The 23,660-nt window shown below is 42.1% G+C and carries 23 protein-coding genes; 20 read left to right on the plus strand and 3 right to left on the minus strand.

Translation table 11 applies throughout. The features are described 5' to 3' along the window. Positions 1 to 251 precede the first annotated feature (251 nt). From HZC45_08515 to HZC45_08610, 20 genes are all read left to right on the plus strand, one after another. Positions 252 to 3,065: a molybdopterin-dependent oxidoreductase gene (locus HZC45_08515; GenBank protein ID MBI5683184.1), complete on the plus strand. Its 2,814-nt coding sequence runs from the start codon at positions 252 to 254 to the stop codon at positions 3,063 to 3,065. Next, positions 3,062 to 4,057, plus strand: coding sequence for a 4Fe-4S dicluster domain-containing protein (locus tag HZC45_08520; GenBank protein ID MBI5683185.1), 996 nt, complete (start codon positions 3,062 to 3,064; stop codon positions 4,055 to 4,057). The genes HZC45_08515 and HZC45_08520 overlap by 4 nt, the downstream gene beginning before the upstream one ends. Before the next feature lie 71 nt (positions 4,058 to 4,128). After that, positions 4,129 to 5,757: a DUF3373 family protein gene (locus tag HZC45_08525; GenBank protein MBI5683186.1), complete on the plus strand. Its 1,629-nt coding sequence runs from the start codon at positions 4,129 to 4,131 to the stop codon at positions 5,755 to 5,757. Between the two features lie 39 nt (positions 5,758 to 5,796). Then, positions 5,797 to 6,159, plus strand: coding sequence for a PKD domain-containing protein (locus HZC45_08530; protein ID MBI5683187.1), 363 nt, complete (start codon positions 5,797 to 5,799; stop codon positions 6,157 to 6,159). A 144-nt stretch (positions 6,160 to 6,303) separates the two neighbouring features. Further along, complete coding sequence (locus tag HZC45_08535; protein ID MBI5683188.1) at positions 6,304 to 6,510, plus strand: DUF2892 domain-containing protein; 207 nt, start codon at positions 6,304 to 6,306, stop codon at positions 6,508 to 6,510. A gap of 73 nt (positions 6,511 to 6,583) precedes the next feature. Next, entirely contained in the window at positions 6,584 to 7,003 is a 420-nt protein-coding gene (locus HZC45_08540; protein MBI5683189.1) for a c-type cytochrome, read from the plus strand. Between the two features lie 107 nt (positions 7,004 to 7,110). Further along, complete coding sequence (locus HZC45_08545) at positions 7,111 to 8,754, plus strand: thioredoxin domain-containing protein (protein ID MBI5683190.1); 1,644 nt, start codon at positions 7,111 to 7,113, stop codon at positions 8,752 to 8,754. 108 nt (positions 8,755 to 8,862) lie between these two features. After that, positions 8,863 to 9,402, plus strand: coding sequence for a NapC/NirT family cytochrome c (locus HZC45_08550; protein ID MBI5683191.1), 540 nt, complete (start codon positions 8,863 to 8,865; stop codon positions 9,400 to 9,402). Positions 9,403 to 9,439: 37 nt separating this feature from the next. Next, positions 9,440 to 9,775 (plus strand): four helix bundle protein, encoded by a 336-nt coding sequence (locus tag HZC45_08555; protein ID MBI5683192.1) that lies wholly within the window; start codon positions 9,440 to 9,442, stop codon positions 9,773 to 9,775. 144 nt (positions 9,776 to 9,919) lie between these two features. After that, on the plus strand, positions 9,920 to 10,726 hold the full coding sequence (locus tag HZC45_08560) for a 4Fe-4S dicluster domain-containing protein (protein MBI5683193.1): 807 nt from the start codon (positions 9,920 to 9,922) through the stop codon (positions 10,724 to 10,726). A 149-nt stretch (positions 10,727 to 10,875) separates the two neighbouring features. Then, entirely contained in the window at positions 10,876 to 11,778 is a 903-nt protein-coding gene (gene nrfD / locus HZC45_08565; GenBank protein ID MBI5683194.1) for a polysulfide reductase NrfD, read from the plus strand. Positions 11,779 to 11,890: 112 nt separating this feature from the next. After that, positions 11,891 to 12,904 (plus strand): molybdopterin-dependent oxidoreductase, encoded by a 1,014-nt coding sequence (locus HZC45_08570; GenBank protein ID MBI5683195.1) that lies wholly within the window; start codon positions 11,891 to 11,893, stop codon positions 12,902 to 12,904. 88 nt (positions 12,905 to 12,992) lie between these two features. Next, positions 12,993 to 14,195, plus strand: a complete 1,203-nt coding sequence (locus HZC45_08575) for a hypothetical protein (GenBank protein ID MBI5683196.1) — start codon at positions 12,993 to 12,995, stop codon at positions 14,193 to 14,195. Between the two features lie 34 nt (positions 14,196 to 14,229). Continuing rightward, complete coding sequence (locus HZC45_08580; protein ID MBI5683197.1) at positions 14,230 to 14,595, plus strand: four helix bundle protein; 366 nt, start codon at positions 14,230 to 14,232, stop codon at positions 14,593 to 14,595. Between the two features lie 48 nt (positions 14,596 to 14,643). Beyond that, positions 14,644 to 15,321 carry a NapC/NirT family cytochrome c gene (locus HZC45_08585; protein ID MBI5683198.1) on the plus strand — a complete coding sequence of 226 codons (678 nt, stop codon included), beginning with the start codon at positions 14,644 to 14,646 and terminating at the stop codon, positions 15,319 to 15,321. A 143-nt stretch (positions 15,322 to 15,464) separates the two neighbouring features. Next, complete coding sequence (locus HZC45_08590; protein ID MBI5683199.1) at positions 15,465 to 17,084, plus strand: c-type cytochrome; 1,620 nt, start codon at positions 15,465 to 15,467, stop codon at positions 17,082 to 17,084. 141 nt (positions 17,085 to 17,225) lie between these two features. Beyond that, positions 17,226 to 17,648: a c-type cytochrome gene (locus tag HZC45_08595; protein ID MBI5683200.1), complete on the plus strand. Its 423-nt coding sequence runs from the start codon at positions 17,226 to 17,228 to the stop codon at positions 17,646 to 17,648. A gap of 63 nt (positions 17,649 to 17,711) precedes the next feature. Beyond that, a complete protein-coding gene (locus tag HZC45_08600; GenBank protein MBI5683201.1) occupies positions 17,712 to 19,094 on the plus strand; it encodes a c-type cytochrome in 1,383 nt (460 codons plus the stop codon). Next, the gene (locus HZC45_08605; protein ID MBI5683202.1) at positions 19,072 to 19,401 is read left to right on the plus strand and encodes a cupredoxin domain-containing protein; all 330 of its coding nucleotides are present in this window, start codon (positions 19,072 to 19,074) and stop codon (positions 19,399 to 19,401) included. The genes HZC45_08600 and HZC45_08605 overlap by 23 nt, the downstream gene beginning before the upstream one ends. A 27-nt stretch (positions 19,402 to 19,428) precedes the next feature. Continuing rightward, positions 19,429 to 20,640, plus strand: coding sequence for a radical SAM protein (locus HZC45_08610; protein ID MBI5683203.1), 1,212 nt, complete (start codon positions 19,429 to 19,431; stop codon positions 20,638 to 20,640). 77 nt (positions 20,641 to 20,717) lie between these two features. Here the strand turns inward: HZC45_08610 and HZC45_08615 are convergent, their stop codons facing one another. The 3 genes from HZC45_08615 to HZC45_08625 all read right to left on the minus strand — a co-directional run. Next, on the minus strand, positions 20,718 to 20,996 hold the full coding sequence (locus HZC45_08615) for an Rrf2 family transcriptional regulator (GenBank protein MBI5683204.1): 279 nt from the start codon (positions 20,994 to 20,996) through the stop codon (positions 20,718 to 20,720). 103 nt (positions 20,997 to 21,099) lie between these two features. Beyond that, a complete protein-coding gene (locus HZC45_08620; GenBank protein ID MBI5683205.1) occupies positions 21,100 to 21,963 on the minus strand; it encodes an SCO family protein in 864 nt (287 codons plus the stop codon). An 87-nt stretch (positions 21,964 to 22,050) separates the two neighbouring features. Next, the coding region (locus HZC45_08625; GenBank protein ID MBI5683206.1) for a cbb3-type cytochrome c oxidase subunit I at positions 22,051 to 23,660 on the minus strand (1,610 nt) is incomplete at its 5' end.

Raw genomic sequence — 23,660 nt, forward strand, 5'->3', positions numbered from 1 at the left:
CAGGCGTTATTGGGGTTCTATGGATGAATGGCAGGACGACTCCAACCTGCCTATGCTTAAAAAGTACCTCGCTATGTGTATATTACGTTTGAGACCTTTGAATTTCACCCTGTATGGTTTTATGGTCATTCCCGTGAAAACGGGAATCTAGTGTTCTCAATGCCTTCTGGATTCCCACTTTCGTGGGAATGACAAAGAAGGGGCATTTTTCAAAGGTCTCTATATAAATGAAATGAAAGGAGGGGAGATTTATGGCTAAAAAATTTACAGGTGATATGGATAGGAGGGCGTTTCTAAAGACTACAGGGGGACTGGTTGCCACAACTGCTATCTTTGGCTTCCCTCACCCATCAGAGGGAGCTGCGCCTGCGGAAAAGGAGTATGTGCCTAAGGATTTAAGACAATGGAGTCAGTATACCACAGATATATATAAGTCAAAGTTTGCCTATACCAGAGGCGGCACAACAGGTTTTTCACCCCATGGTGTGAATTGTAAGGGAAACTGCGCATGGCAGACATTTGAGAATGAGGGTCGTATTACCAGAGAAGAGCAGGTAGCCAACTACCCGCAGATTAGGCCTGACATCCCTGATGCAAATCCAAGGGGATGCAATAAGGGCGCAATGCACAGTCAGTCCCTTTATCAGGAGGATAGACTTTTATACCCTATGAAGAGGGCGGGGGAAAGGGGTGAGGGGAAGTGGAAGAGGATTACATGGGATGAGGCATATACTGAAATAGCCGAAAAACTTGTAGATAAGGTTAAAAATGGGGATTTTGGAAAGGTGATGATGTATGCAGGACTGGGTGTCCTGTCTCCGTTAAGGAGGGCTGCGGGTTTGCGTTTCCGTTCCCTGATGGGTTCTGTAAGCCTTAATGCGGCAGGACCTGTAGGCGATATGTTTCCAGGGGCTACTATAGTCTATGGCAACTCTCTTATAGGGACTACCACTGAGGCTTGGTATGATGCAGATTATCTCTTGATAATGGCTGCAAATCCTATGGTGGCGCGGCTCGCAGATTCCCATTATATAAATGAAGGAAAGTATAAAGGGAACAGGGTGGTTACAGTTTGTCCTGATTATAACCCAACAGCAAGGGCTAGTTCCCTGTGGGTGCCGATAAAGATTGGAACAGACAGCCTATTTATGGCTTCCTTTAACCATGCGCTCCTCAAGGAAAAACTCTATAACGAGGCATTTATAAAGGAGCAGACTGATTTACCATTTCTGGTAAAGACAGAGAATGGAAAACTCCTCAGGCAATCTGATATGGTGATAGAGGGTAAAGGTGATGTATTTTATTTTTATGACCTGAATACCTCCAAGGCAATAGAGGCGCGTGGCAGTATGGGAAGTGATGAAAAAACTATAAAATTACCCAAAGGGGTAAACCCGGCGATTGAGGGGACATGGACCATAAAGACCTCTGCAGGGAAGGATATAAAGGTTACTACAGCCTTTGAGATTTTAAAGAAGGAGTTGGAAAAGTTCCCGCCTGAAAAGACCCAGAAGGATACAGGCATCAATCCGAGTATCGTCTATGAAGAGGCGCGTCGTTTTGCCAAGGCAGATAAGGCCCTTATAGTAGGCGGCTACCGCACCCACAAGTACTACTGGGGGGTGCTCGGCACATGGGGTCAGGCGCTGGCATTGGCGCTTACAGGTCATGGAGGAAGAAAGGGAGGACTGGATATAGACAATGAATGGAATCTTGGAAATACAGGTCCGCTTTCATCCCCTGCGCCCAGCCGCGGCGGTTCAGGGTTTCTTGGCGACTGGTTTTGCCTGGACCAAAAGAATAGTTTCAACACCCATTACGATGACAAGGAGTTTAAAGAGAAAGTGGGTATGACCAAAGAAGAGGTTATTAAACTTGGGGAGTGGGCTATAAAAGACGGCGGATTTGATTACGACGGCAAACCTGAAATCGCAATCTTCATCAGCGACAATAAGTTCCCCAGGTCTGCGGCGCAGAAACAGTCACAGGATACCTTTTTAAAGCAGACTGAATTCATTGTGGATTTGAATATCCGTATGAGTTCCACCGGACATTATGCAGATATACTTCTGCCTACCCTTGCCAACTATGAGAGTTATGAGCTGCGGATGGACCCTGGATACTGCAGGTTTGGCAATGTGATGGTTCCACCCAAGGGCTTAAAGACGCCCGGTGAGGTTAAATCCGAGTGGGATATATGCTCCGAACTTTGTATGAAGATAGAGGAGGTCGCAAAACGTAAGGGTGTATCAGCAGTGGAGGACAAAAAATTTAAAGACCCTAAAGACGACACTCTGCCATTAAAGAGGAACCTCCACACCATCTATAAGGACTTTACAACAGTGGAGGGAAAGACCATATTGAAAGAGAAGGAACTCTTTGACTATATTGTTGCGCTGATGCCTGCTATAAAGCACCAGCCCATTCAGAAGACTGTAGAAGATGGGTTTGTTGTCCTAAACTCTGAGGCAGGGCAGACAAGCCCCCTTTATCCTGACCAGCCTTTTTATCCAAATGAACCCCATGTCTATCTCAAGAAGCCCTATGCGACCACATCTGGAAGACAGCAGTTCTATGTGGACTATGACCTTTACCTTAAGATGGGCTGCCCTGTCCCAACAGGGAAGGGACCTATAAGACCATCCAAATACCCATTGGCATTTTTTGACTCCCATACCCGGCATGGAATTCACACCAACTGGAGGACACAGAAATTTCAGCAAAGACTCCAGAGGGGTGTTCCATATGTATGCCTGAATCCTGCTACAGCCCAAAAGAAGGGTATAAAGGATGGGGATTGGGTCAGGGTATTTAACGATGTGGGCGATTTCAAGGCAATGGCAAAATTATCAAATAGCATACCCCCGGATGCGGTGTGGACAGAGCATGCATGGGAGGACATCCAGTTTGAGGGTGGGAAGGGTTACAATAGTCCATTGGCGGCATCTATATCGCCACTGGAACTTGTGGGCAAGTATGGACATATGTCCGCCTCCTCATTCTGGGATGGGAACCGCATTATGGGTGAATCCTCTGTTGATGTCCGAAAGGAGGCTAAAATATGAGACAGATAGGGATGGTAATAGACCTTAATAAATGTATTGGTTGTCAGACCTGCACTATGGCATGTAAGACCCAGTGGACCATAGGCGATGGCAGGGATTATATGTATTGGAACCATGTAGAGACCATGCCGGGAAAGGGGTATCCAAAAGGGTATATGGATATGAAGGATACAGGGTTTGACGCTAAAGGGAAGGTTATAGTAGGCGAGCTTCCTAAGAAGGCTGATTACGGCGGCGATTTTGAGTTTAATTATACTGCGTTTATGGAGGGTAAGGATAAGGTTCTAAAACCTGCAAGCAATCCTACTTGGGGACCCAACTGGGACGAAGAGGTGGGCGAAGGTGAATATCCCAATAACTATTACTTTTACCTTCCCAGGTTATGCAACCACTGCACAAACCCTGCATGTGTTCCTGCATGCAAGGCAAAGGCTGTAAGAAAGAGGGAAGAGGACGGGATTGTTGTTATAGATTTGGAGAAATGTGAAGGACTCAAAAGGTGTATCAAGTCATGCCCTTATAAGAAGCATTACTTTAATCCCACCAGGGTCAATCCTGTTCAAAAGGATAGCGAAGGTCAGTCAGAGAAGTGTATCAGTTGCTTCCCCAGATTGGAGAGGGGTATTGCTTCAGCCTGTGTCCGTCAATGTGTTGGAAGGGCAAGATTTCAGAGTTATGTGGATGATGTGGATGGTCCGGTCTATAAACTGGCGAAGAAATGGAAGGTGGCGCTGCCCTTGTTCCCTGAAAAGGGGACATTGCCAAATGTCTTTTATGTGCCGCCCCTGTCTTCTCCGAAATTTGATAAGAATGGGAAACCTACTGACGAACCAAGGATACCTTTGACCTATCTAAAGAAACTTTTTGGACCAGAGGTGGAAGGCGCTTTAAAGACCCTGAAGACTGAGATAGATAAGAAGGCTAAAAGGCAGGCGACAGAACTCATGGACATCCTTATAGCCTACAGACATAAGGATATGATGAAGGTTTGATAGCGATGTGGGGACAGATTTGAAATCTGTCCCCACATCTGTCCCCACATCTTCAAAGAGGAGGTAAGTCTATGAGATTATCCGCAAAAAAGATATTGGGTGTTGTGGCTCTTGCCCTCTTGTTGCTATTGCCGTCCCCTGTGTTTGCTGCTGATGAATCTATTCAGCAGAGGATTGATGGGCTTTATAAGGAACTGGAAAAGTTGAAGAAGGAGATGGAGGAGGGTAAGAAGAAAGACGAGAAACAGGAAACAGAGATCAAGAAGATCAAGAAGGAAACAAAGGAGATGGAAAAGGTTGTGAAAAAGGTAGAACCGTGGGGCAGGTTTGAACTCAAAGGTGATTTCAGGTTAAAAGTAGATTCCATCCATGCAAACTTTAATGACTTTACAGGATTCCGATGGAATCCGAATGTTACGCTGGGGGGAATACCATGGGGCGCATACCAACCAAGGACCTATGGGGAATTTAGAGCTGATGATGACTTCCTCAATACAAACCGTCTAAGGCTCAATCTTAAGGCAAATGTAACAAAGGATATAGATTTCATAAGCCGGTTCTCCATGTATAAGATATGGGGTCAGGAGACAGGGTCACCGCTTGGCACATCCATCTGGACAGGGGATAGGTTTGAGAGTTTTCAACTTCAAAATGCCATGCTCTTTGATGGAAACAGGACACACAAACCATCAGATAATGCCTTAAGGGTTGATAGGGCATTTTTTGAGTGGCTGGAGCCGGGCGGCATTAAGAACTGGTGGGTATCAATCGGCAGGAGACCATCTACTCAAGGACCGCCCCTTCAACTAAAAGAAGGCATGGAATTTACAGAGAGGCTTGGAACCCCTCCGGGCTATCTCTATGACTATGCCTTTGATGGAGCCATGATAGGGTATGCCCCGGAGATTAAAGCCCTTCCAGGGTTTACATTCCGCATCTGTTATGGAAAAGGGTTTGAATCAGGACTTAGAGAGAGTAGAATCAACTCACTTAACGATGCAAGTTTCTCAGGGTTTAATATTGACCTCTATAATACGAAGGATACCCTTGTTAATGTGATGCTCACAAAGGCATTTGAACTTCCGGACCTTGCTGAGCAGGCAACTGCAAACATAGGTGATGTTACAAGCGGCGGTTTCCTTGTAATGAATAGAAGTTTGGGTGCAGAGCTATTTTTAGCTACAGGATTTTCCAAAACCGACCCTGATAATATTTCTAACTGGAGATTCCCTGTGGATGGCAATAGCAGCGGGGTATACGGGGATTCGGCATACGATGTGATGGCATCCCCAGGCGGACTTTTGATGGATGAAGGTGGTGAAAAGAAGAGACACACAGGTCATGTAATCTATACAGGTATAAGGGTTCCATATGGTAATAGTAAATTTGGTTTTGAGTTCAACTATGGTTCAAAGTACTGGCTCCCATTTACATCAGGGTCTGATGATATCTATGGAAGCAAGATTGCTACCAGGGGTCATGTGGAAGAGGTCTACTGGACATACGACCTAACAAAAGAACCTATAGGGAAACTATCCAAGGCATTACTCAGGGTTGGTTACCAGCGATATAACTTTAAATATAGCGGAAGCGGACTCTTCCTTGGAGCACCCAAGGATCTAGATAGCAATCCGCAGCTCCTCTTCCCATCGCCGGAGCGTATGGATAATGTATATATGTCCTTTGATGTCTATTTTTAGAGGAAGATTGAACCTTTATTTAAAAAGGGGGTGAAGGACATGTTGAGGTCAAGGCTGAAAAAGGTATTAACATATGGCGTATCTGTCTTGGTAGTCCTCTTTGCGTCAACAGAGGTCATTTCTGCCATTAATGTGGAGATAGAGGCAGGCCCATTAACAGGCAGGGCGCCCTTGGAGGTTACATTTAAGGCAAAGGTGAGCGGTGATAAGGCAAAGTCCTTTTACTGGGATTTCGGGGATGAGATAGATAAGGAGCCGTGCGAGGATGAGGAATGCATCCACGAATTCAAAAAGTACGGCACTTATACAGTAACACTTACTGTTACAGATGGATCGGGGAATAAGATTATAAGAACAGTGCAAATAAAGGATATCCAAAGGAGACCAGGGTGTCCATACTGACCTTTTTTGAGAAAGCCTTTTTATGAATTTTGCGGCTGTCTGCCCTGCCTGCAAACCCGTTGCCTCTAAAAGCCTCCCATCCAAACGGTTTGCCAACAAGGCAGACAGCCGCAAAAAGACATTTTAGATGAGGAGGGTGAAAAGATGATGGAAAGATGGCTCAGAGGTACAGCAGGGTTTGTTGTATTACTAAGTTTGGGATTGACACAGTTGCATTCACCTAAATGGTTACTACTGACTGCGTTTATGGGGCTGAATCTTTTGCAGTCAGCCTTTACAAACTGGTGTCCAAGCATGCCAATCCTCAGGTCTCTGGGGATAGAGGCAGATTACACAGATAAAAATAAATAGTAGTCTTAAATCTGCGTAATCGTATTTTAGAAATCTGTGTAATCAATTTCTTTCATAGGAGGTTAAGGAAATTATGGTAAAACAGATATTGGGGATTATGGCGGGAGTTGTTATGGTAGCAGCGCCCATTCTGGCTGCTGAGGCGCACAAGACTCCGACAGCGCCAAAGGAATACATTGACATAAAAAATCCATTTAAGGCTGATAAGGATGTCATTGCAAGGGCTGAAGAGATATACATGAAAAAGTGCAAGAAATGTCATGGCGAGAAGGGTGACGGCAAGGGTTCTGGGGCAAAGGATTTGGAAATAAAGCCGGTTGCATTTACCAAGGGCTATCTCTCGAAAAGACCTCCTGGACAATTATTCTGGATTACTGAAAACGGTAGTAAGAATACAGATATGGAGGCAATGGGTCCAGGCAGCGAAATGAATCTTTCAAAGGATGATATATGGAAGTTAGTCACATATATCTATGAAAAGTTTGGCAAGTAGAAATAATGAGCATTGTTTTATTAAGAAAGGCTGCAACATTTTGTTGTAGTCTTTATTTTGTAATTCTGTTGGCTGCCTGCTGCTGGTTACTGATTATGGGGGTTGGAATGGGTTGGGGATACACCCATGACACATCCCTTATAAAATGGAGAGAATATACACCTCAGGCATTTGAAGATGCCAAGAAAGAGAACAAACCTGTTTTTATCCTCATAACAGCCTCATGGTGTCACTGGTGCCATGTTTATGAGGAAAATACACTGGAGGATAAGGAAATTTCAAACTATCTCAATACCCAATATATCCCGATATTTGTTGACCATGACAAGAGGAGGGATATAGTCCGCAAATACCCTGGCATAGGCATACCTCTTACTATTACCCTTACCCCCGGGGGTGAGAAATTATTTTCATCCTTCGGGTATCTCTCTAAGGATGAACTCCTTTCAACCCTTATGTGGACATTGAAATCTGTAAGTAAGGGTGAAATGCCTTCTCCCCAGTCAAAGGGAGAAAAACTAAAAGGTATCACCCTCCCAAACAAGGAAGGATCGAAGAGGTATCTCTCTGGATTTGAGAAGGTGATTTTAAAGGATTATGACACTGTCTTTGGGGGCTTTGGGCAGGAAGAGAAAAAGGTTTTTGCAGAGGAGATGCTCCGGGTAGCAGAGATTTATGAAAGGGGTAGGGATAAAAAACTCCTTGAGATGCTTACCAATACCCTTGACCATATGGCAGGCTTGAAACAGAAATTAGTTGAACGAAGACATCCTTCTTTTGAAGAGTTGAGCAAACTCAGGGTTCAAGAGAGGACGCTCATTGACGAGGTAGAGCAACTTCAGAAAAGGGACAGGATAGTAGGTATCTTTGACCATGTTGAAGGTGGTTTCTTCCGATACGCTACAGAGAGGGACTGGTCAATCCCGCACTACGAGAAGACACTTCTGGAGAATGCAGACCTCATAAGGCTCTTCCTGAAGGCATATGAGATTACAAGGGTCTCAAAATATAAAGATGTAGCTGTAAAGTCTATAGAGTATGTCCTTAACAATCTTTACGACCATAAGGACGGTAGGTTTTATGGAAGTCAGAATGCCGATGAGGTCTACTACCATTGGACATCAGAGGAAAGAAAGAGGGTTAAGCATCCTGCAATTGATAAGAATTCCTATACTGTCTCCAATGCCAAGATGATTATTGCCCTCTTATATGCGTCCGATAGCCTAAAGGATGCAAGATACAAGGCGATAGCAAAGAAGGCTCTTGAATTCTTCAAGAGGGAAATGATTACCCAAAACGGGGTCTTAAGTTACTATGACAATGTCCAGAAAAAAGGCTTTCTTGATGGTCAGTTAGAGGACAATGCATGGATGGCGCTTGCATTTTTAGAGGCGTATAAGGCTACTAAGGAGAAGAGATTACTGGAGATAGCAGAGGGTTCTATAATAAGGTTTGCCATGGAAAGGCTTTATGACTCAAAGGGCGGTGGTTTCTTTGAGAGGCGGAGCACAAGCAAGGATTTCTATAGAAATGGTGAACTCTTTATAGACGAAAAGCCTCCTAAAGAGAATGGTGTAATGGCATATGCACTTTTTAGGGCATATAAACTTACTGGCAATGCCGATTATCTTAAAAAGGCAGAGGAGGCAATAGGGCTGTTTATGGATGAACATATGACAGGTGAAATATCTACTATCAACCCATATTTTCACAGGTTGGCGCAGGCGCTGGTGGAGACAGGTAGGTATTAAGCGATGGTGGGTGGCAACAATAAAAAAACAAAAAAACAAAAAAACTTGACAAATGTCAGTTTAAAGTGTAAGGAAGGCTAAACTAAATATTTTGCCCTGGGGAAATTGGTGACTGCATCAGGAAAAAAGAGTTTCGGATACACATATCTTATTGTTATTGCATTAACTATCATTATCCTCTTTATTATAACAGCAGGATTAAAGATAGTTGACAGTCGCACAAATACCATAGAATACTGCACATCCTGCCATGCAATGAAGTTTCCTGCTGAAGAATTTCAGAAATCCAAACATTATAAAAGCAAGGTTGGCATCCTGCCTAATTGTGTTGACTGTCATATCACAAGAGGCGACAGTATTGCAAAGTTCAAACGAATTATAGGCGATAGTCTTTCCCAGTTAAGCGCTCCTAAGACAAAAGAAGATTATGAAAAAGTAAAGCCTGCCCTTGCAAAAAAGGTCAGGGATGAACTTCATCAGAATGACAGCGCTCCTTGCAGGAACTGTCATGTGGCGCAGGCAATGAAATCTGAGAATGAAGATGCAACTTCTGCGCATAAAAAGATGGTGGAAGAAAAGAAGACTTGTATAGACTGCCATTATAATCTTGCGCATGGGAAGGTGGAAGTTGAAAAAAGTCAAAAGTGAAAAATCAAAATGCAAAATGACAAGTTAAAATTCAAAAATGAATTTAAAAAACGAGTTTGCTCTTGAAATAATAAAACTTATAGATGAATTACCAAAAGAAAAGACTTGTGAAATTATTAGCAATCAATTGCTTCGGAGTGCAACAAGCATTGGAGCAAATGTTGTTGAATCTAATTCAGCCAGTTCCAGAAAAGACTATACAAATTTCTTTAGTTACGCATTAAAATCAGCGAACGAAACTAAATTTTGGTTAGAGTTGTTAAGAGATTCTGGTAAAGCCGACATGAAACAATCTGATAGACTTTTGAATGAAACAATAGAAATAGCCAACATACTGGCTTCCAGTATTCTTACTTTGAAGGGCAAGAGATAATTTTACATTTTGATTTGTAATTTTGATTTTTTATATTTGATTTTTGATTTATAGTCGGTGTTGAGGAGATAAATGTCAGAAACAGTAATTAATAAAGAGGCCCATTCAGAGCACCGTCATTACGGCATCCAGACACCCGGGACTATGGGAGTTCCCGGCACAAGACGTTATGGCATGGTTATTGACCTCCGCAAGTGCATTGGCTGCATGGCGTGTGTTGTTGCTGATAAAACAGAATATGATGTTCCGCTTGGCGTGTGGAGGACATGGGTAAAGGTCTCTGAAAAGGGTGAATATCCTGATGTAAGAAAAATCTTTATGCCGAGGTTATGCAATCATTGCGACTATCCTGTATGCGTAAGGCACTGTCCTACTCAGGCGACATACAAGCATCAGGATGGTTTTGTGCTTCAGAGATACAATAGGTGCATCGGCTGTCGGACTTGCATGATTGCATGTCCTTATAATGCAAGGCATTTCCTTCCTGCAAAAAGGACGAATATGGGTTTGCCGGTTGCTGTGGTAGACAAATGTACATTCTGCGTTCATAGAGTGAAGCAGGGTGTAAGTCCAGCCTGTGTTCAGGCGTGTGTTGGAGGCGCAAGGCTCTTCGGCGATTTGAACGACCCGAACAGCGAGGCTGCTAAACTCCTTGCAACTGAAAGGGTTACTGTTTTAAAGCCTGAGATTGGGACAAACCCGCAGGTATATTATATAATGGCGGATAAAGATATAATGGACGAGGTGCATAGTTACAGACACAGAAGCGAACAATTAAGAGAAGAGTTTAATGATTTTAAGAAAAACCATCCTGCTATGCATGGCGATTTAATAGAAGGCGAATCAACAACAAGACGGATTTTTGAAAATATGGGGACATTTATTGAAGAGATACCGCATAAGTTTATAGAGATTGGCAAGGCGTTAAAAAGGCTTGTGTTGAATAGGTAGCCCATCTGTGATGCTATGGGTGTATTTGTAGTTGCCCAATTTATTGGGCGTATTGTAACTCAAGGCTTTAGCCTTGAAAATCTCAAACCTGAAGGTTTGAGTTACAGGCGCCGATAAATCGGCAAACTACAAAAGGTTAAGGTGAATCTATGGAAAGTCAGGTAATAATGAATGTCTTCCACCATGCAACATGGGGTGAACCTATTGCCATCTATTTTTTCCTTATGGGTGTTAGCGCAGGGGCGCATGTTATATCCGCATTTGGATGGGTGTTTGGCATAAATAGATATAAGCCTATCGGGCTATTTGCCAACATCTTTTCTATTATAGTGCTTTTGATAATACCGCCATTTTTAATAGCAGACCTCGGAAAACCCTTCAGATTTTTTTATCTGCTTTTACCAGGATACTGGCACGGGACAGCGCCTATGTCATGGGGCACTATATTTCTGATACTCTATACAACCTTTATGGTCATCTATGCGATTTTTATTTATAAGCATAATGCGAAGTGGGCAAGGGTTTTTGGGCTTTTGGCAATGACATTTGCTGCATCAACGCATTGGTACACGGGCGTTGTAATTCAACTCAATCCAACCAGAGGGTTGAACCATACTGCCACCGCTTCGCTTTTGTTCCTGACAGGCGCATTTATATCAGGGACAGGGATGCTTATAGTGCTTTTCTGGCTCAAGAACCTTGTAAGATTTGGCAAGCCTGTTGACAACGAACTTATAATTGAACTTGGCAAGGTTATGATGTTTGGGATTGCATTTGAGATACTTCTAACATTTAATGAGTATCTTCAACTTACCTATGGAACTGATGATGAGTTTGTTTATCTGAAATATATACTACTTGGTGTTATGAGGACATACTATTTTTGGTTGAATGTGGTTGCTCTTGTGGCATCATTTATCATACTTGCATTTACACCATTTAGAAAGACTGTCGGCGGAGTGCTCCTTGCCTGTTTCCTTGTCATTGCTGCGATATGGGGCATGAGGCACTGGTGGGTATATGGCGGTCAGTATTTGCAGACATTTTTTTAGAAAAAATATTAGAGATTAAATATCAAAAGTCAAAATTAAGGAACTTTATTTTTAAATTTTAATTTGTCATTTTAATTTTTGCATTTTGATTTTTAATCTCCGTTGAGGTTTTATGCCAAAACTTACTAGAAGAAATTTCTTAAAACTCGGCGCTGCGTCAGGTGTAATCCTGACAGGTGGCTCTAAAACCCTTCAGGCAATGGAACTTAAACTTGGCGGTGAAGACCGCCATCAAATAAGACCGTTCCATCCAAGGGCAACATATAGCTATGTCTGCACATTGTGTCCATATCACGACACAGGTATTGCATTTGTTGAGGGCGGCAAAGTGGTAAAACTTGAGGGCAATCCTGACCATATTGCCACAAGGGGCAAATTCTGTCCAAAGGGCATGGCAGGTCTTTTGGCAGCATACGACCCTGACAGGCTCTTGTATCCATTGAAAAGAATAGGTAAACGAGGTGAAGGCAAATGGAAGAGAATAACATGGGATGAGGCAATAAAAGATGTTTCAAGCCGCATAAAGACTGCAATGGACAGCGGCGCAGCAAAGGCTCTTGTTTTAAATACAGGCGAATACAAAGACAGCGCCTTGACAAGGTTCATGCAGAGTATAGGTTCGGAGAGTGTATTCAGGAGCAGGACAATATCCTTAAGCAATCCGAACAAAAAGAAGATGTTGGAAGATACTGTCGGTGTTGACACACTAACCCCTGATTTTGCCAATGCAAGATATGTCTTGAATTTTGGCGCGAATATCATAGAAACAGCATTCCCGTTTGCCCAGAGGCTTGCAGATGCAATTGTTGAAAAGAGGATGAAACTTGTAACCTTTGATGTCAGGCTTTCAAATACTGCCGGCAGAAGCGATGAATGGTTTCCCATATTCCCCGGCACAGACGGCATTGTAATGCTTGCAATGGCAAATGTAATTATGCAGGAAGGGCTTGCTGATACGGAATTTATCAACAAATGGACAAACTACCCTTCAGATAAACTTGCATCTTATTTGAAACAGGACAAAACCCGGGATTGTATTTACACAGAATGGCATTACATATCATGCAAGCGGCACGCTTCAGGAAAGGGCGGCAGTTCTTTTATCTGCAATCACAGGAAGTATTGATGCAAAAGGCGGTTTATGTCTGCCGAGGAAGTTTGATGTAAAAATACCAGGGCTAAAGGCAAAAGGCGAAGGGCAAAAGGCTGGAGAGATGAATTATGCCCTTCCATTTAAAATAAAAGACAGCAGCCAGAAAGTAGCAATACTGCTAAATTATATGAGTAATCCTGCTTATTCAGCGCCTGCTGCAAGTTTATGGCGTGAGGTATTAAAAGACGAAAAATTAGTTCCATTCATTGTTGAATTCAGTCCATTTATGAGTGAGACAGTCATATTGGCTGATATAATACTCCCTGATGTTGTTTCTGTAGAAAGGCATGAAGTGGTAAGCAGCCCTACTGCCTTAAAACCGTGGGTTAGTGTTACAACACCTATTGTTAAACCTCAGGGTGAGGCAATGGATGTAAGGGTTGTGATGCAAAAGATTGTGAAGGCAATTGATACCGAAGGCAAAGGCATTGGAGGAGCATGGGATTTTAAAGACGAAGCAGAGTGGGTTAAAAAACAGATTGAGGAGACACCTGAATTAAAGGACAAGTATGAGGATATTATGAATTCAGGCACGTACCCTGTTTATGGAAAACTTGATTCAAAAGGCAGAAAGATTGTTGATGAGAATGGCAAGGCTGTTGATGGTGTTTTCGGTTCTTATAAAAAGGGTGGGTTCTCCACTCTTTCAAAAAAGATTCAGATACATATAAAGGAATTTGAAAAGGCAGGTGCAGCACTGCCTGTGTGGCAGGATAACCCAAAACATAAAGGGTTAAAGGAAGGCGAGTTTGTTTTAACAACATTCAAATGGGCATACCATACAAACGGAAGGACATCCAATCTGAAATATCTTTCAGAAATTGTCCATTCAAACCCTGTGTGGCTCAACAAGAAAGAGGCTTTAAAACTAGGCATAAAAGACGGAGGACTTGTAAGGGTTATAAGTCCTGTTGGTTACATTGTAACAAAGGTATTTGTTACAAATGGAATCAACACAAAGACAGCTGCGATTTCTGCATCAGCAGGCAGATGGGCATACGGCAGGGTTGCGCAGGCAAATCCATATGCAAACCCTGTTGTAAGTGCGGAGATGGAGGATTTAGACATAGATGATAATCTCTGGTGGCGTGATAAGGGCGTAAATCCGAATGATATTATACCTGTTTCAGTTGACCCGATTGGCGGAGGGCAGGCATGGTTTGATACAGTAGTTAAAATTGAGCCTGCGCAAAAAGGTGATAAATATGGCGATGTAAAGGTTGATAATAACAAGCATGTGGAGATTTATAAGGAGAAAAACTGAATAGAAATATCTAAATAGAAAATTTAAAATTAAAATGAGTAAGGGTGTTGATATTGCTGATAGACTGGTTAGGTTTTCGGTAAGAATTATTCGTCTGGCACACTCACTACACAATAGTACGGTTAATAAGCATATTTCTAATCAACTCCTCAGATCAGGAACTTCACCGGGTGCTAATTATGAGGAGGCAAGAGGGGCTGAAAGCACAGGAGATTTTATTCATAAACTCAAGGTGGTATTGAAAGAGTTGCGAGAATCTATCTATTGGTTGAAGGTTATTGAACAAGCAAAGATAATTCCCTCTGATAAGTTAAGAGATATTCTTCAGGAGGCTGAAGAATTAAGCAATATCATTGGACGGTCTATTATTACTGCACAAAAGAATCAAAGACTCAAATGATTTTACTTTTTAATTGCTTGTTTAGATATTTCTATTGGGATGTTTAATATGACGAAAAAAGCCTTAATTACATCAATAGCGATTGGCATTGTAATTTTTATAGTTGTTTTTGCAGGTGTAAGACACTTTAACTACAGGACAAATGATATTGGCATCTGTCTTGTGTGTCATGAACTGTTTGTGCCTTATGAGGCATATAAGGGCGCTGATTATAACAAGACAAACTACGGCGTTGGCGTGGGCTGCGCAGAACGCCATATGCAGCCTTATGAGGAGTTTAAAAAATCGCCTCATTATGCAAATGCGTCAGGATTAAGACCATCGTGCACAGGATGTCATGAACCGCATACATTTACACAGGTAGTTAGGTGGAAGTATATATATATAAACAAAGGTGGCTATGGTGAGAGTCCGTTTCATAAGATTTCAGAGTCTATAAGAGATAAGATAGAGTGGGAGGAGATAAGACCAAGGCTTGCTAAAACCGTAAGAGAGGGCTTTCTGGAAACCAACAGCCAGAAGTGCTGGGACTGTCATGGCACAAGGTTTGATGCAAGACTAAAAAATCTAAAGGCACATAAGAAAGCAATAGATAAGAAAAAGCCTGTCCCTGCAGGCAGTAAGCAGGGAGTGGAAAGATTGAATTGTATAGAGTGCCATTACAATCTTGTTCATGCCGAGGTTCCATGGCCTGATATGGAGGGGGGTGGTAAAGAAAAACAGTAATTAGTTATTAGTAATTAGTGATTAGTAAAAACATAAAAACTGGCAACTAATTTTATTAAAAATCAGGTATGGTTTTTTCTTGACATGGTATTTTTTTTAGACTATTATCACGGAAAATATTACCTTAAAAGGAGGAGGGAATTATGAAGAAATTATTGTTTTATGTTTTATTGATACCTGTATTCGTGATAGCGAATATTGGTATCAGCAAGGCTGCTGAGGCGCCTGCACTGCAGCCTGTGCCTGAAATCTCAAAAGAGGATTTCGCAAAGGCAACGGGGATTTATTTTAACAGGTGCGGCGGATGTCACGGAACACTGAGAAAGGGCGCTACAGGCAAGCCTCTCACACCGGACAAGACACTCACAAAGACAGTTGCAAAACTCACTGACATCATCTACAACGGCACAGAAGGCGGCATGCCTGGTTGGGGGACAACAGGTGTTCTCAGCAAAGAAGAATCAGAACTGCTGGCAAAGTTTGTCCAGAACACCCCGGTTGCTCCGCCTGAATGGAACATGAAGGAAATGAAGGCTTCATGGAAACTTATTGTTCCGCCTGACCAGAGGCCAAAGGCGCCTGCTCATAAGAGGAACATTGAAAACTTCTTTGCAGTAATATTAAGAGATGCAGGACAGATTGGAATTATTGACGGCGATACAAAAGAGGTTGTAACAACAGTAGCCAGCGGTTTCGCTGTTCATACACTTAGGTATTCATATTCTGGAAGGTATCTCTATACAATCGGCAGGGATGCAAAGGCAACAATGGTTGACCTATGGATGGACCCGCCGCAGACTGTTGCAGAGGTAAAGACAGGCATTGAAGCAAGGTCAATTGATTCCAGCAAGTATAAGGGATTCTATGACAAATATGCTGTGGTAGGCAATTACTGGCCGCCATCATATGTTATCCTTGACGGACAGACCCTTGAGCCATTAAAGGTAGTTGGGACAAGGGGTTATACATATGATACAAACGAGTATCATCCTGAGCCAAGGGTTGCATCAATAGTTGCATCTCACAATGCCCCGGAGTTTATATTAAATGTTAAAGAAACAGGTCAGATACTACTTGTTGATTATTCAGATATTAAGAATTTAAAGGTTACAGCAATCGAGGCAGAAAGATTCCTCCATGACGGCGGCTGGGATGCATCAAAGAGATATTTTCTTGTTGCAGCAAACATGAGAGACAAGGTTGTTGCAGTTGATACAAAGACAAAGAAACTTGCGGCAATAGTTGAAACAGGCATAAAGCCTCATCCTGGAAGGGGCGCAAACTTCAATGACCCGAAATTTGGTCCTGTGTATGCAACACCGCATCTTGGCGAGCCAATGGTAGCGCTTATAGGAACAGACCCAGAAGGCGATTATAAGGCAAATGCATGGAAGGTTGTAAGAAAACTCAAGACAGCAGGTGAAGGCGGACTCTTTATAAAGACCCATCCAAAGAGCAGCAACCTCTGGATAGACCATACCCTTGCTAAGGCAGAAGATGCATACAGGAGCATTACAGTATATAACATTAAGAACCTTGATGCAGAGCCAAAGGTTATAAAACTTGGCAACAGGGGCAGGATTGTTCACATAGAGTATAACAAGGCAGGAGATGAGGTATGGATTTCCCTGTGGGACAAGAAGGGCGAAATCATCGTATTTGATGACAAGACCCTGAAGGAAAAGACAAGGATAACAGATGCAAGACTTGTTACACCTACTGGCAAGTTCAATGTATATAACACAAGGTATGATATATATTAAGAAGTAGTTGTTGTTATTAGAAAAGGTTGAGAGGTGTCATGCCTCTCAACCTTTTTTTGTAGCTGCCCACTTCATTGGGCGCGGTTAAAAGCATGCCGATAAATCGGCATGCTACTAAAATCCCCCAAAAGGAGGTATAAGATGAATGCAAAGGTAATATTTGGAATTATTATTGCAATCGCCTTCTTTATTTCCGTTCCTCTGATGGCTGCTGAAGAACATAAGACTCCAACAGCGCCAAAGGAATATCTGGACATGAAAAATCCTGCAAAGGGTAAGGATGCTGTTGCAAAGGGCGAAGAACTTTATATGAAGAAATGCAAGAAATGCCACGGTGAAACAGGTGACGGCAAAGGCAGTGGTTCTAAGGACTTGGAAATCAAGCCAAAGGCATTTACCAAAGATTATCTTGCCAAAAAGCCTGACGGGCAATTGTTTTGGATTATAGAAAACGGCAGTAAGAGCACAGACATGGAGGCTTTTGGTCCGGGTTCAGATACAAACATTTCAAAAGACAATATCTGGAATATTGTAACCTTTATAAAAGAAAAATTTGGAAAGTAGTTTGTGAAACATTTGTTTAAATACGGGCTATGGCGCAGTGCCACAGCCCTTTTTTTTATAATAATGCCTCTTATTTCTTTTGCTGAAACCCCGCAGGAACTTTATCTCAAACACTGCAGTTCATGCCACCACCCTGAAAGATACGGCGTATCAGCGCCCCCGTTGTTTAAGGAAACAGTTGGTAGTAAAAACAACAATGAAATAAAAGAGACTATATTAAACGGTCTTCCTGCCACAAATATGCTGCCGTTCAAAGAGATTTTAAAGGCAAGTGAAGTAGATGCTATTATCTCCTATATAAAAACCCCGATTGAAAAGCCAAAATGGGACAGAAATGATATCCTAAACAGCAAGATTATTCCACAAGACCTTCAGCCTCCAACCTCAAGCCTTCAGCCTAAAGATATTGACCTGTCCAACCTCTTTATGATTGTTGAGGGCGGAACAGGCATTGTTCATTTCATGGATGGGGATACATTTAATATCATTGACAAGATTAAGGTTGGCGCAATGCACGGGGGACCAAAGTTTGATTATAATTTTAATTTTTCATATATACTCTCAAGGGACGGCTGGCTTGTCCAATATAATTTAAAGAATCTTAAAGAAGTCGCAAGGATAAGGGCGGGCATAAATTCAAGAAATCTTGCTGTTTCAAATGATGGCAGGCTTATAGCAGTTGCAAATCTTCTGCCTCAAAATATGGTCTTCATTGATGCAGAGAAGATGGAGCCTGTTTTTATGGTTGATGTTGATACGAGGATTGGTGCAATATATACCTTGAAGGAAAGAGGTTTATTTGTTGCAGCCCTGCGTGAGAAGCCAGAGGTATGGCTTATAGATTATAATAATAATTTTAACACAGAGAAGATAATGATTGACCAGCCCTTCAGTGATTTTTTTATAGAGCCGACTGAACAATATCTTATAGGCGCTGCCAGAAACGGGGAACATCTGACAGTCTTTGATATGAAAGAAAGAAAGGTAATAAAGAATTTTGAAATAAGCGGTATGCCGCATCTTGCATCTGCTGCGTTGTGGAAAGATGGCGGTAAAACATTTGCAGCATTTCCGCACATCAAGTCTCCAACCATGACAATCATTGAATTATATAAATGGGATATTATTGCAAAGATAAACTTAAAGGGTCCGGGGTACTTTGCAAGAACCCATGAATCTATTCCTTATATATGGGTTGATACAAATACAGACACAATGCAGTTGATTGATAAAAAGGATTTTACGGTTGTGAAAGAGGTTATCCCCGAAAAAGGGCGGTTTGCTATGCACACTGAATTTACAAAAGACGGCAGGTTTGCATTAGTGAGTATAAGGGAAAAAGGCGGTGCTGTATTTATATATGATATAGAAAGAATGGAGGTTATAAAAAAACTTCCGTTTGATAAACCGATTGGAAAATACAATGCAACTAATAAAACGCATTAGATTTATTTTTCTGCCCCTCGTAATCCTTTGCTTTAGTCCTGTATGGGCAGAAGAATTTAAGGTTGGTATGAGGGATTGGATGTTCCATCCCGAAGTCCTGACCATCAAAACAGGTGATACAGTTATATTGATAAATGATGATGACAGCCATCACACAGTTACATTTGAAGATGCAACTATTAAAAGTTCTGAAAATATAAAACCAGAGAGGCAGTTCTATATTACATTTGACAAGACAGGGGAGTATAAGTATTATTGCAAGTACCACCGCGACTATAATATGCGCGGAAAGATTATTGTGAAGTAAGGTGTATTCTGAACACGAAAGGTCTTTATGCTCGGTGTAACAAAACTTTTATGCGAGATTGATAAAATAGCCGAAGGGGTTAAATCTTACGGACATGGAACATCTCCAAGACTCCTTCAATTCTCAAATGAAAAAAGGCCTGTTGTTGTCTGGAATGTTACCCGAAGGTGCAATCTGCACTGCGTCCACTGCTATTCTGATTCATTTGATCACCATTACAATGATGAACTCTCAACAGAAGACGGCATAAACCTTATAAATGACCTTGCTGATTTCAAAGTTCCTGTCCTAATATTTTCAGGCGGCGATCCGATATTGAGACAGGACTTATTCCATCTGGCAAAATATGCAATGGATAAAGGCATAAGGACAGCGCTTTCAACAAACGGCATTTTGATTGATAAAGATATTGCAAAGAAGATAAAGGATGCTGGTTTTGCATATGTTGGTGTCAGCCTTGATGGGACTGGCGCGGTGAATGACAGTTTCAGGGGCGCCAAAGGCGCATTCAAAAATGGGCTTGCTGGTATGAGGCATTGCAGGGATGCAGGCATAAGGGTCGGCATAAGATTTACAATGAGTAAGCGAACAATAAATGAACTGCCTAAAATCTTTGAACTTGCAGAGAAAGAAAACATACCAAGGATTTACATATCTCATCTTGTTTATTCAGGCAGGGGTGAAAGGATTAAGAAAGACGACCTTTCACATGATGAGACAAGACATGCAATGGATTTTATATTTGATAAGACAATGGATTTTTATAGAAGGGGACTTGATAAGGATGTCCTGACAGGCAACAATGATGCTGACGGCGTTTATCTGTATCTCAAGGCAAGGAGCGAAAATACTGAAAAGGCAGAAAAGATTTATGCCATGTTAAAGAAAAGAGGCGGAAACTCAAGCGGCGTCAGCATAGGCTGCATAGACAGTCAGGGCTATGTTCATCCTGACCAGTTCTGGTTTCATTACTCATTTGGCAATGTGAAAGAAAGAAGATTCAGCGAGATATGGAATGATACATCCGATGCCTTGATGAAGGGGCTTAAAAATAAAACAAAGATGGTTAAAGGCAGATGCAAGGCATGTCATTACCTTGATATATGCGGCGGGAATTACAGGGTTCGGGCAGAGGTAATACACAGCGATGTCTGGGCAGAAGACCCAGGGTGTTATCTGACAGATGAAGAGATTGGTATTGCAAGGGGTATAAAGGCATCGGCAAGAGGAGGGTACTAATAAGTGCATCTATAAAGTTAGTGCAATAGTTTAAACAGTTTTTTTGCCTCGGGTTTTAATAGACTTAATAAAAGACCCTATTTCTTCTCCTTTATCCTTCCTGACTTTGCAATATTATCCAATGTGGCACTGCTTAAATAATCAAGAAACCTCTTTTGTGCCTCCTTCCATACATCATGAACAGGACAGACCTCGTCTCTCGGACAAAACCCCTTTTTTATGAGGCAGTCATTTAGAAATATTCCGCCTTCCATTGCCTCAATAATATCAAGGAGGGTTATCTTTGAAAGAGACTGGGCAAGCAAAAATCCGCCTCCGGGACCCCTGTACGATTTTATAAAACCCCTCTTTGCCAAGGTTTGTGCCGTCTTCCTGCATAGCCATAAAAACAAGACCCCTTATGGCATATTCTGCGCCTTTGCTTAATCTGAACATAATTATGTTTCTCCTCTATTGTCCCTAAAATATCTTTTTGCTGCTGATGTCTCTCGGTGTTATGCGGCTCTCTTCCCTATACCTGTTTCCACGAAGCATATAAACAAAAAGGAATACAATCGCTGATAATGTAGTTACCCCAAGAATAATCGGTATAAGCATGGCAAAATTCGGCACATACCTGCCTGTATTTGCGTCATAGGTGTAACAGACGGATTTAATGGTGTCAAATATATTTGCAAAGTGCACCCATAACCGTTTTTGTTCAACAGCCATATCTATGGTTTTAAGGACAGCCTTTGGCTTGAAGTCTATTCCATAGACTTGTTTATATACCGTGCCTTTTGTGTCAACTATCGTAAATAAATTAATGTGCTGATAACCGCTGCCTGTTTTTGTGTATGAAAGCCCTACATCCTTTACAAGATTTGCAATGGTTTCTTTATCTGCTGTTGCAAAGAGCCAGTTTTTAAAATCATTCGTAAAATTACCCCCAAACTTTCTGACACTTTCGGATGTATCTTCAGGGTCAAAACTTACTGTAACAATCCTGAACTTTTTTCCGAAGTCTCTGCCTGCCTCTTTGACAGCCGCTTGAAGGTGCTGGGTTATCATAGGACACGCGTAATCGCAGGTTGTATACACAAAACTTACGATAAGCGGTTTATCCAGAAGGCTGTTTAGATGAAATCTTTCTCCATCCTGATTAGTTAAGGTGTAATCGCCAACCTTTTTCCCTACCGCCTCTTCTGCCTTGCCTAAGGTATTCTGGTTAGACAACTCAGAAAAAGATGTGGTGGAAACTGAAAAGGCTGTTCCGCAACTGATGAACCAGATGACAAAGGTAAAAATAATTGAAAGATGCTGTTTTTTTAACTTATTTATCATTTTATCAGGAGCATGGTAGGAGCAAACTCTGTTTGCGATTATCGCCATCTGGAGATGGCTCCTACCATAAGTTTAAAGGTTTTGCGTTTATTTATCATACCCATACGGATCCCAATCTTCAGAAATCTTTACAGGCTCTTTAAAATTCCCCGGAGGAGGCGGCGATTGAGTATGCGTCCACTCCAGAGATTTTGAACCCCATGGGTTTTGAGGCGCCTTCTCACCTTTAATAAGGGAGTGTATAAGTGAGATGAGTATAACCAATGCTGAAACGAATATTAAATAAGATGAATAGGTTATAAACGCCTGCAGCGGTTGAAACTGGGGAAACTGTTGATAGTCATAATATCTCCTTGGCATACCTAAGTAGCCGAGATAAAGCCACGGGAAAAATGTAAGATTTACGCCAATGAAAAACAGGTAAAATCCAAGTTTCCCAAGGGTTTCACTATACATCCTGCCTGTCATTTTTGGCCATAGATAATAAGTGCCGCCGATTATGGCGGTTGTTACAGATATTGCCATGACATAATGGAAATGGGCTGTTATCCACTGTGTGCCGTGTATATGGATATATATTGCAGACATGGCATTTGGTATGCCTGTGAGTCCTCCAATGAGAAACAAGAACAGGAAACCTACGACATAAAGCATGGGCGTCTTGAAGTCTATTGAGCCGCGCCATAGAGTTCCAATAAGCCCTATCATAAGCAAACCAACAGGCGCGCTGATTAAAAGTGTTGTAAAGGATTGCAGGATTACTATCCACGAAGGCATGCCTGATACAAATATATGGTGAACCCACACCTCGCCGCTAAGCGCAACTGTTCCGATTATGCCTGCATAGACAACGCCTTTGTAATTAAACACCCTGTTTCTGGAAAATGTAGCGGTTATTTCATACAGCATGCCGACTGCCGGAAGGAATATCACATACACAGCAGGATGGGAATAGAACCAGAACAGGTTTTCATATATAATGGCTGTTCCGCCCATTGATGCATTAAAGTAGTTTGTCCCGATATACTTGTCAAGGGTCAGCATGGTAACGGCAGTGCCAAGCACAGGGACAAAGACCAGTTGAATAATAAACGCTCCCACTATGCACCAGATAAAGATGTTTAACTTATCCCATGTGATTCCGGGCGCCCGCATCCGTATTATGGTTGTCAGGAAATTCACGCCGCCTGCAATGGATGAAAAGCCGATGAGAAGAACTGTCCATGTATAAAAGGCTGTGTTGCCGCTTAAAGGGCCTGTTGAATACGGCGGATAGCCTGTCCACATAATATCAGGCGGGTCAGGTATTACAAATGTGAGGAGCGCAAGCACAATGCCCATCCAGAAGAGCCATACGCTTAAGGCATTGAGTCTTGGAAATGCCACATCCTTAGCGCCTATCATAATCGGCACATAGTAATTTGCAAAAAAACCTGTAACCGCCGGTATCTGATAGCCAAGTATCATTGCAGCACCGTGAAAATAAAGCCAGACATTATATGTCGTAGGGTTGCTGGTAACAGTAGGTCCGACATACGCAAGTTCTGTCCTCATTAGCATTGCCATAATCCCTGCCAGAAAAAAAGCAGCAAATGAGCCTATCATATAAAGGACAGCAATCCTTTTATGGTCTGTGGTAAAGAGCCATTCTTTCAAACTAAAGTTTGAACCTCTTATAAGTGTTTCAACCTGCGCGC

The sequence above is a fragment of the Deltaproteobacteria bacterium genome (assembly GCA_016223005.1).
Classification (GTDB): domain Bacteria; phylum Desulfobacterota; class GWC2-55-46; order UBA9637; family GWC2-42-11; genus JACRPW01.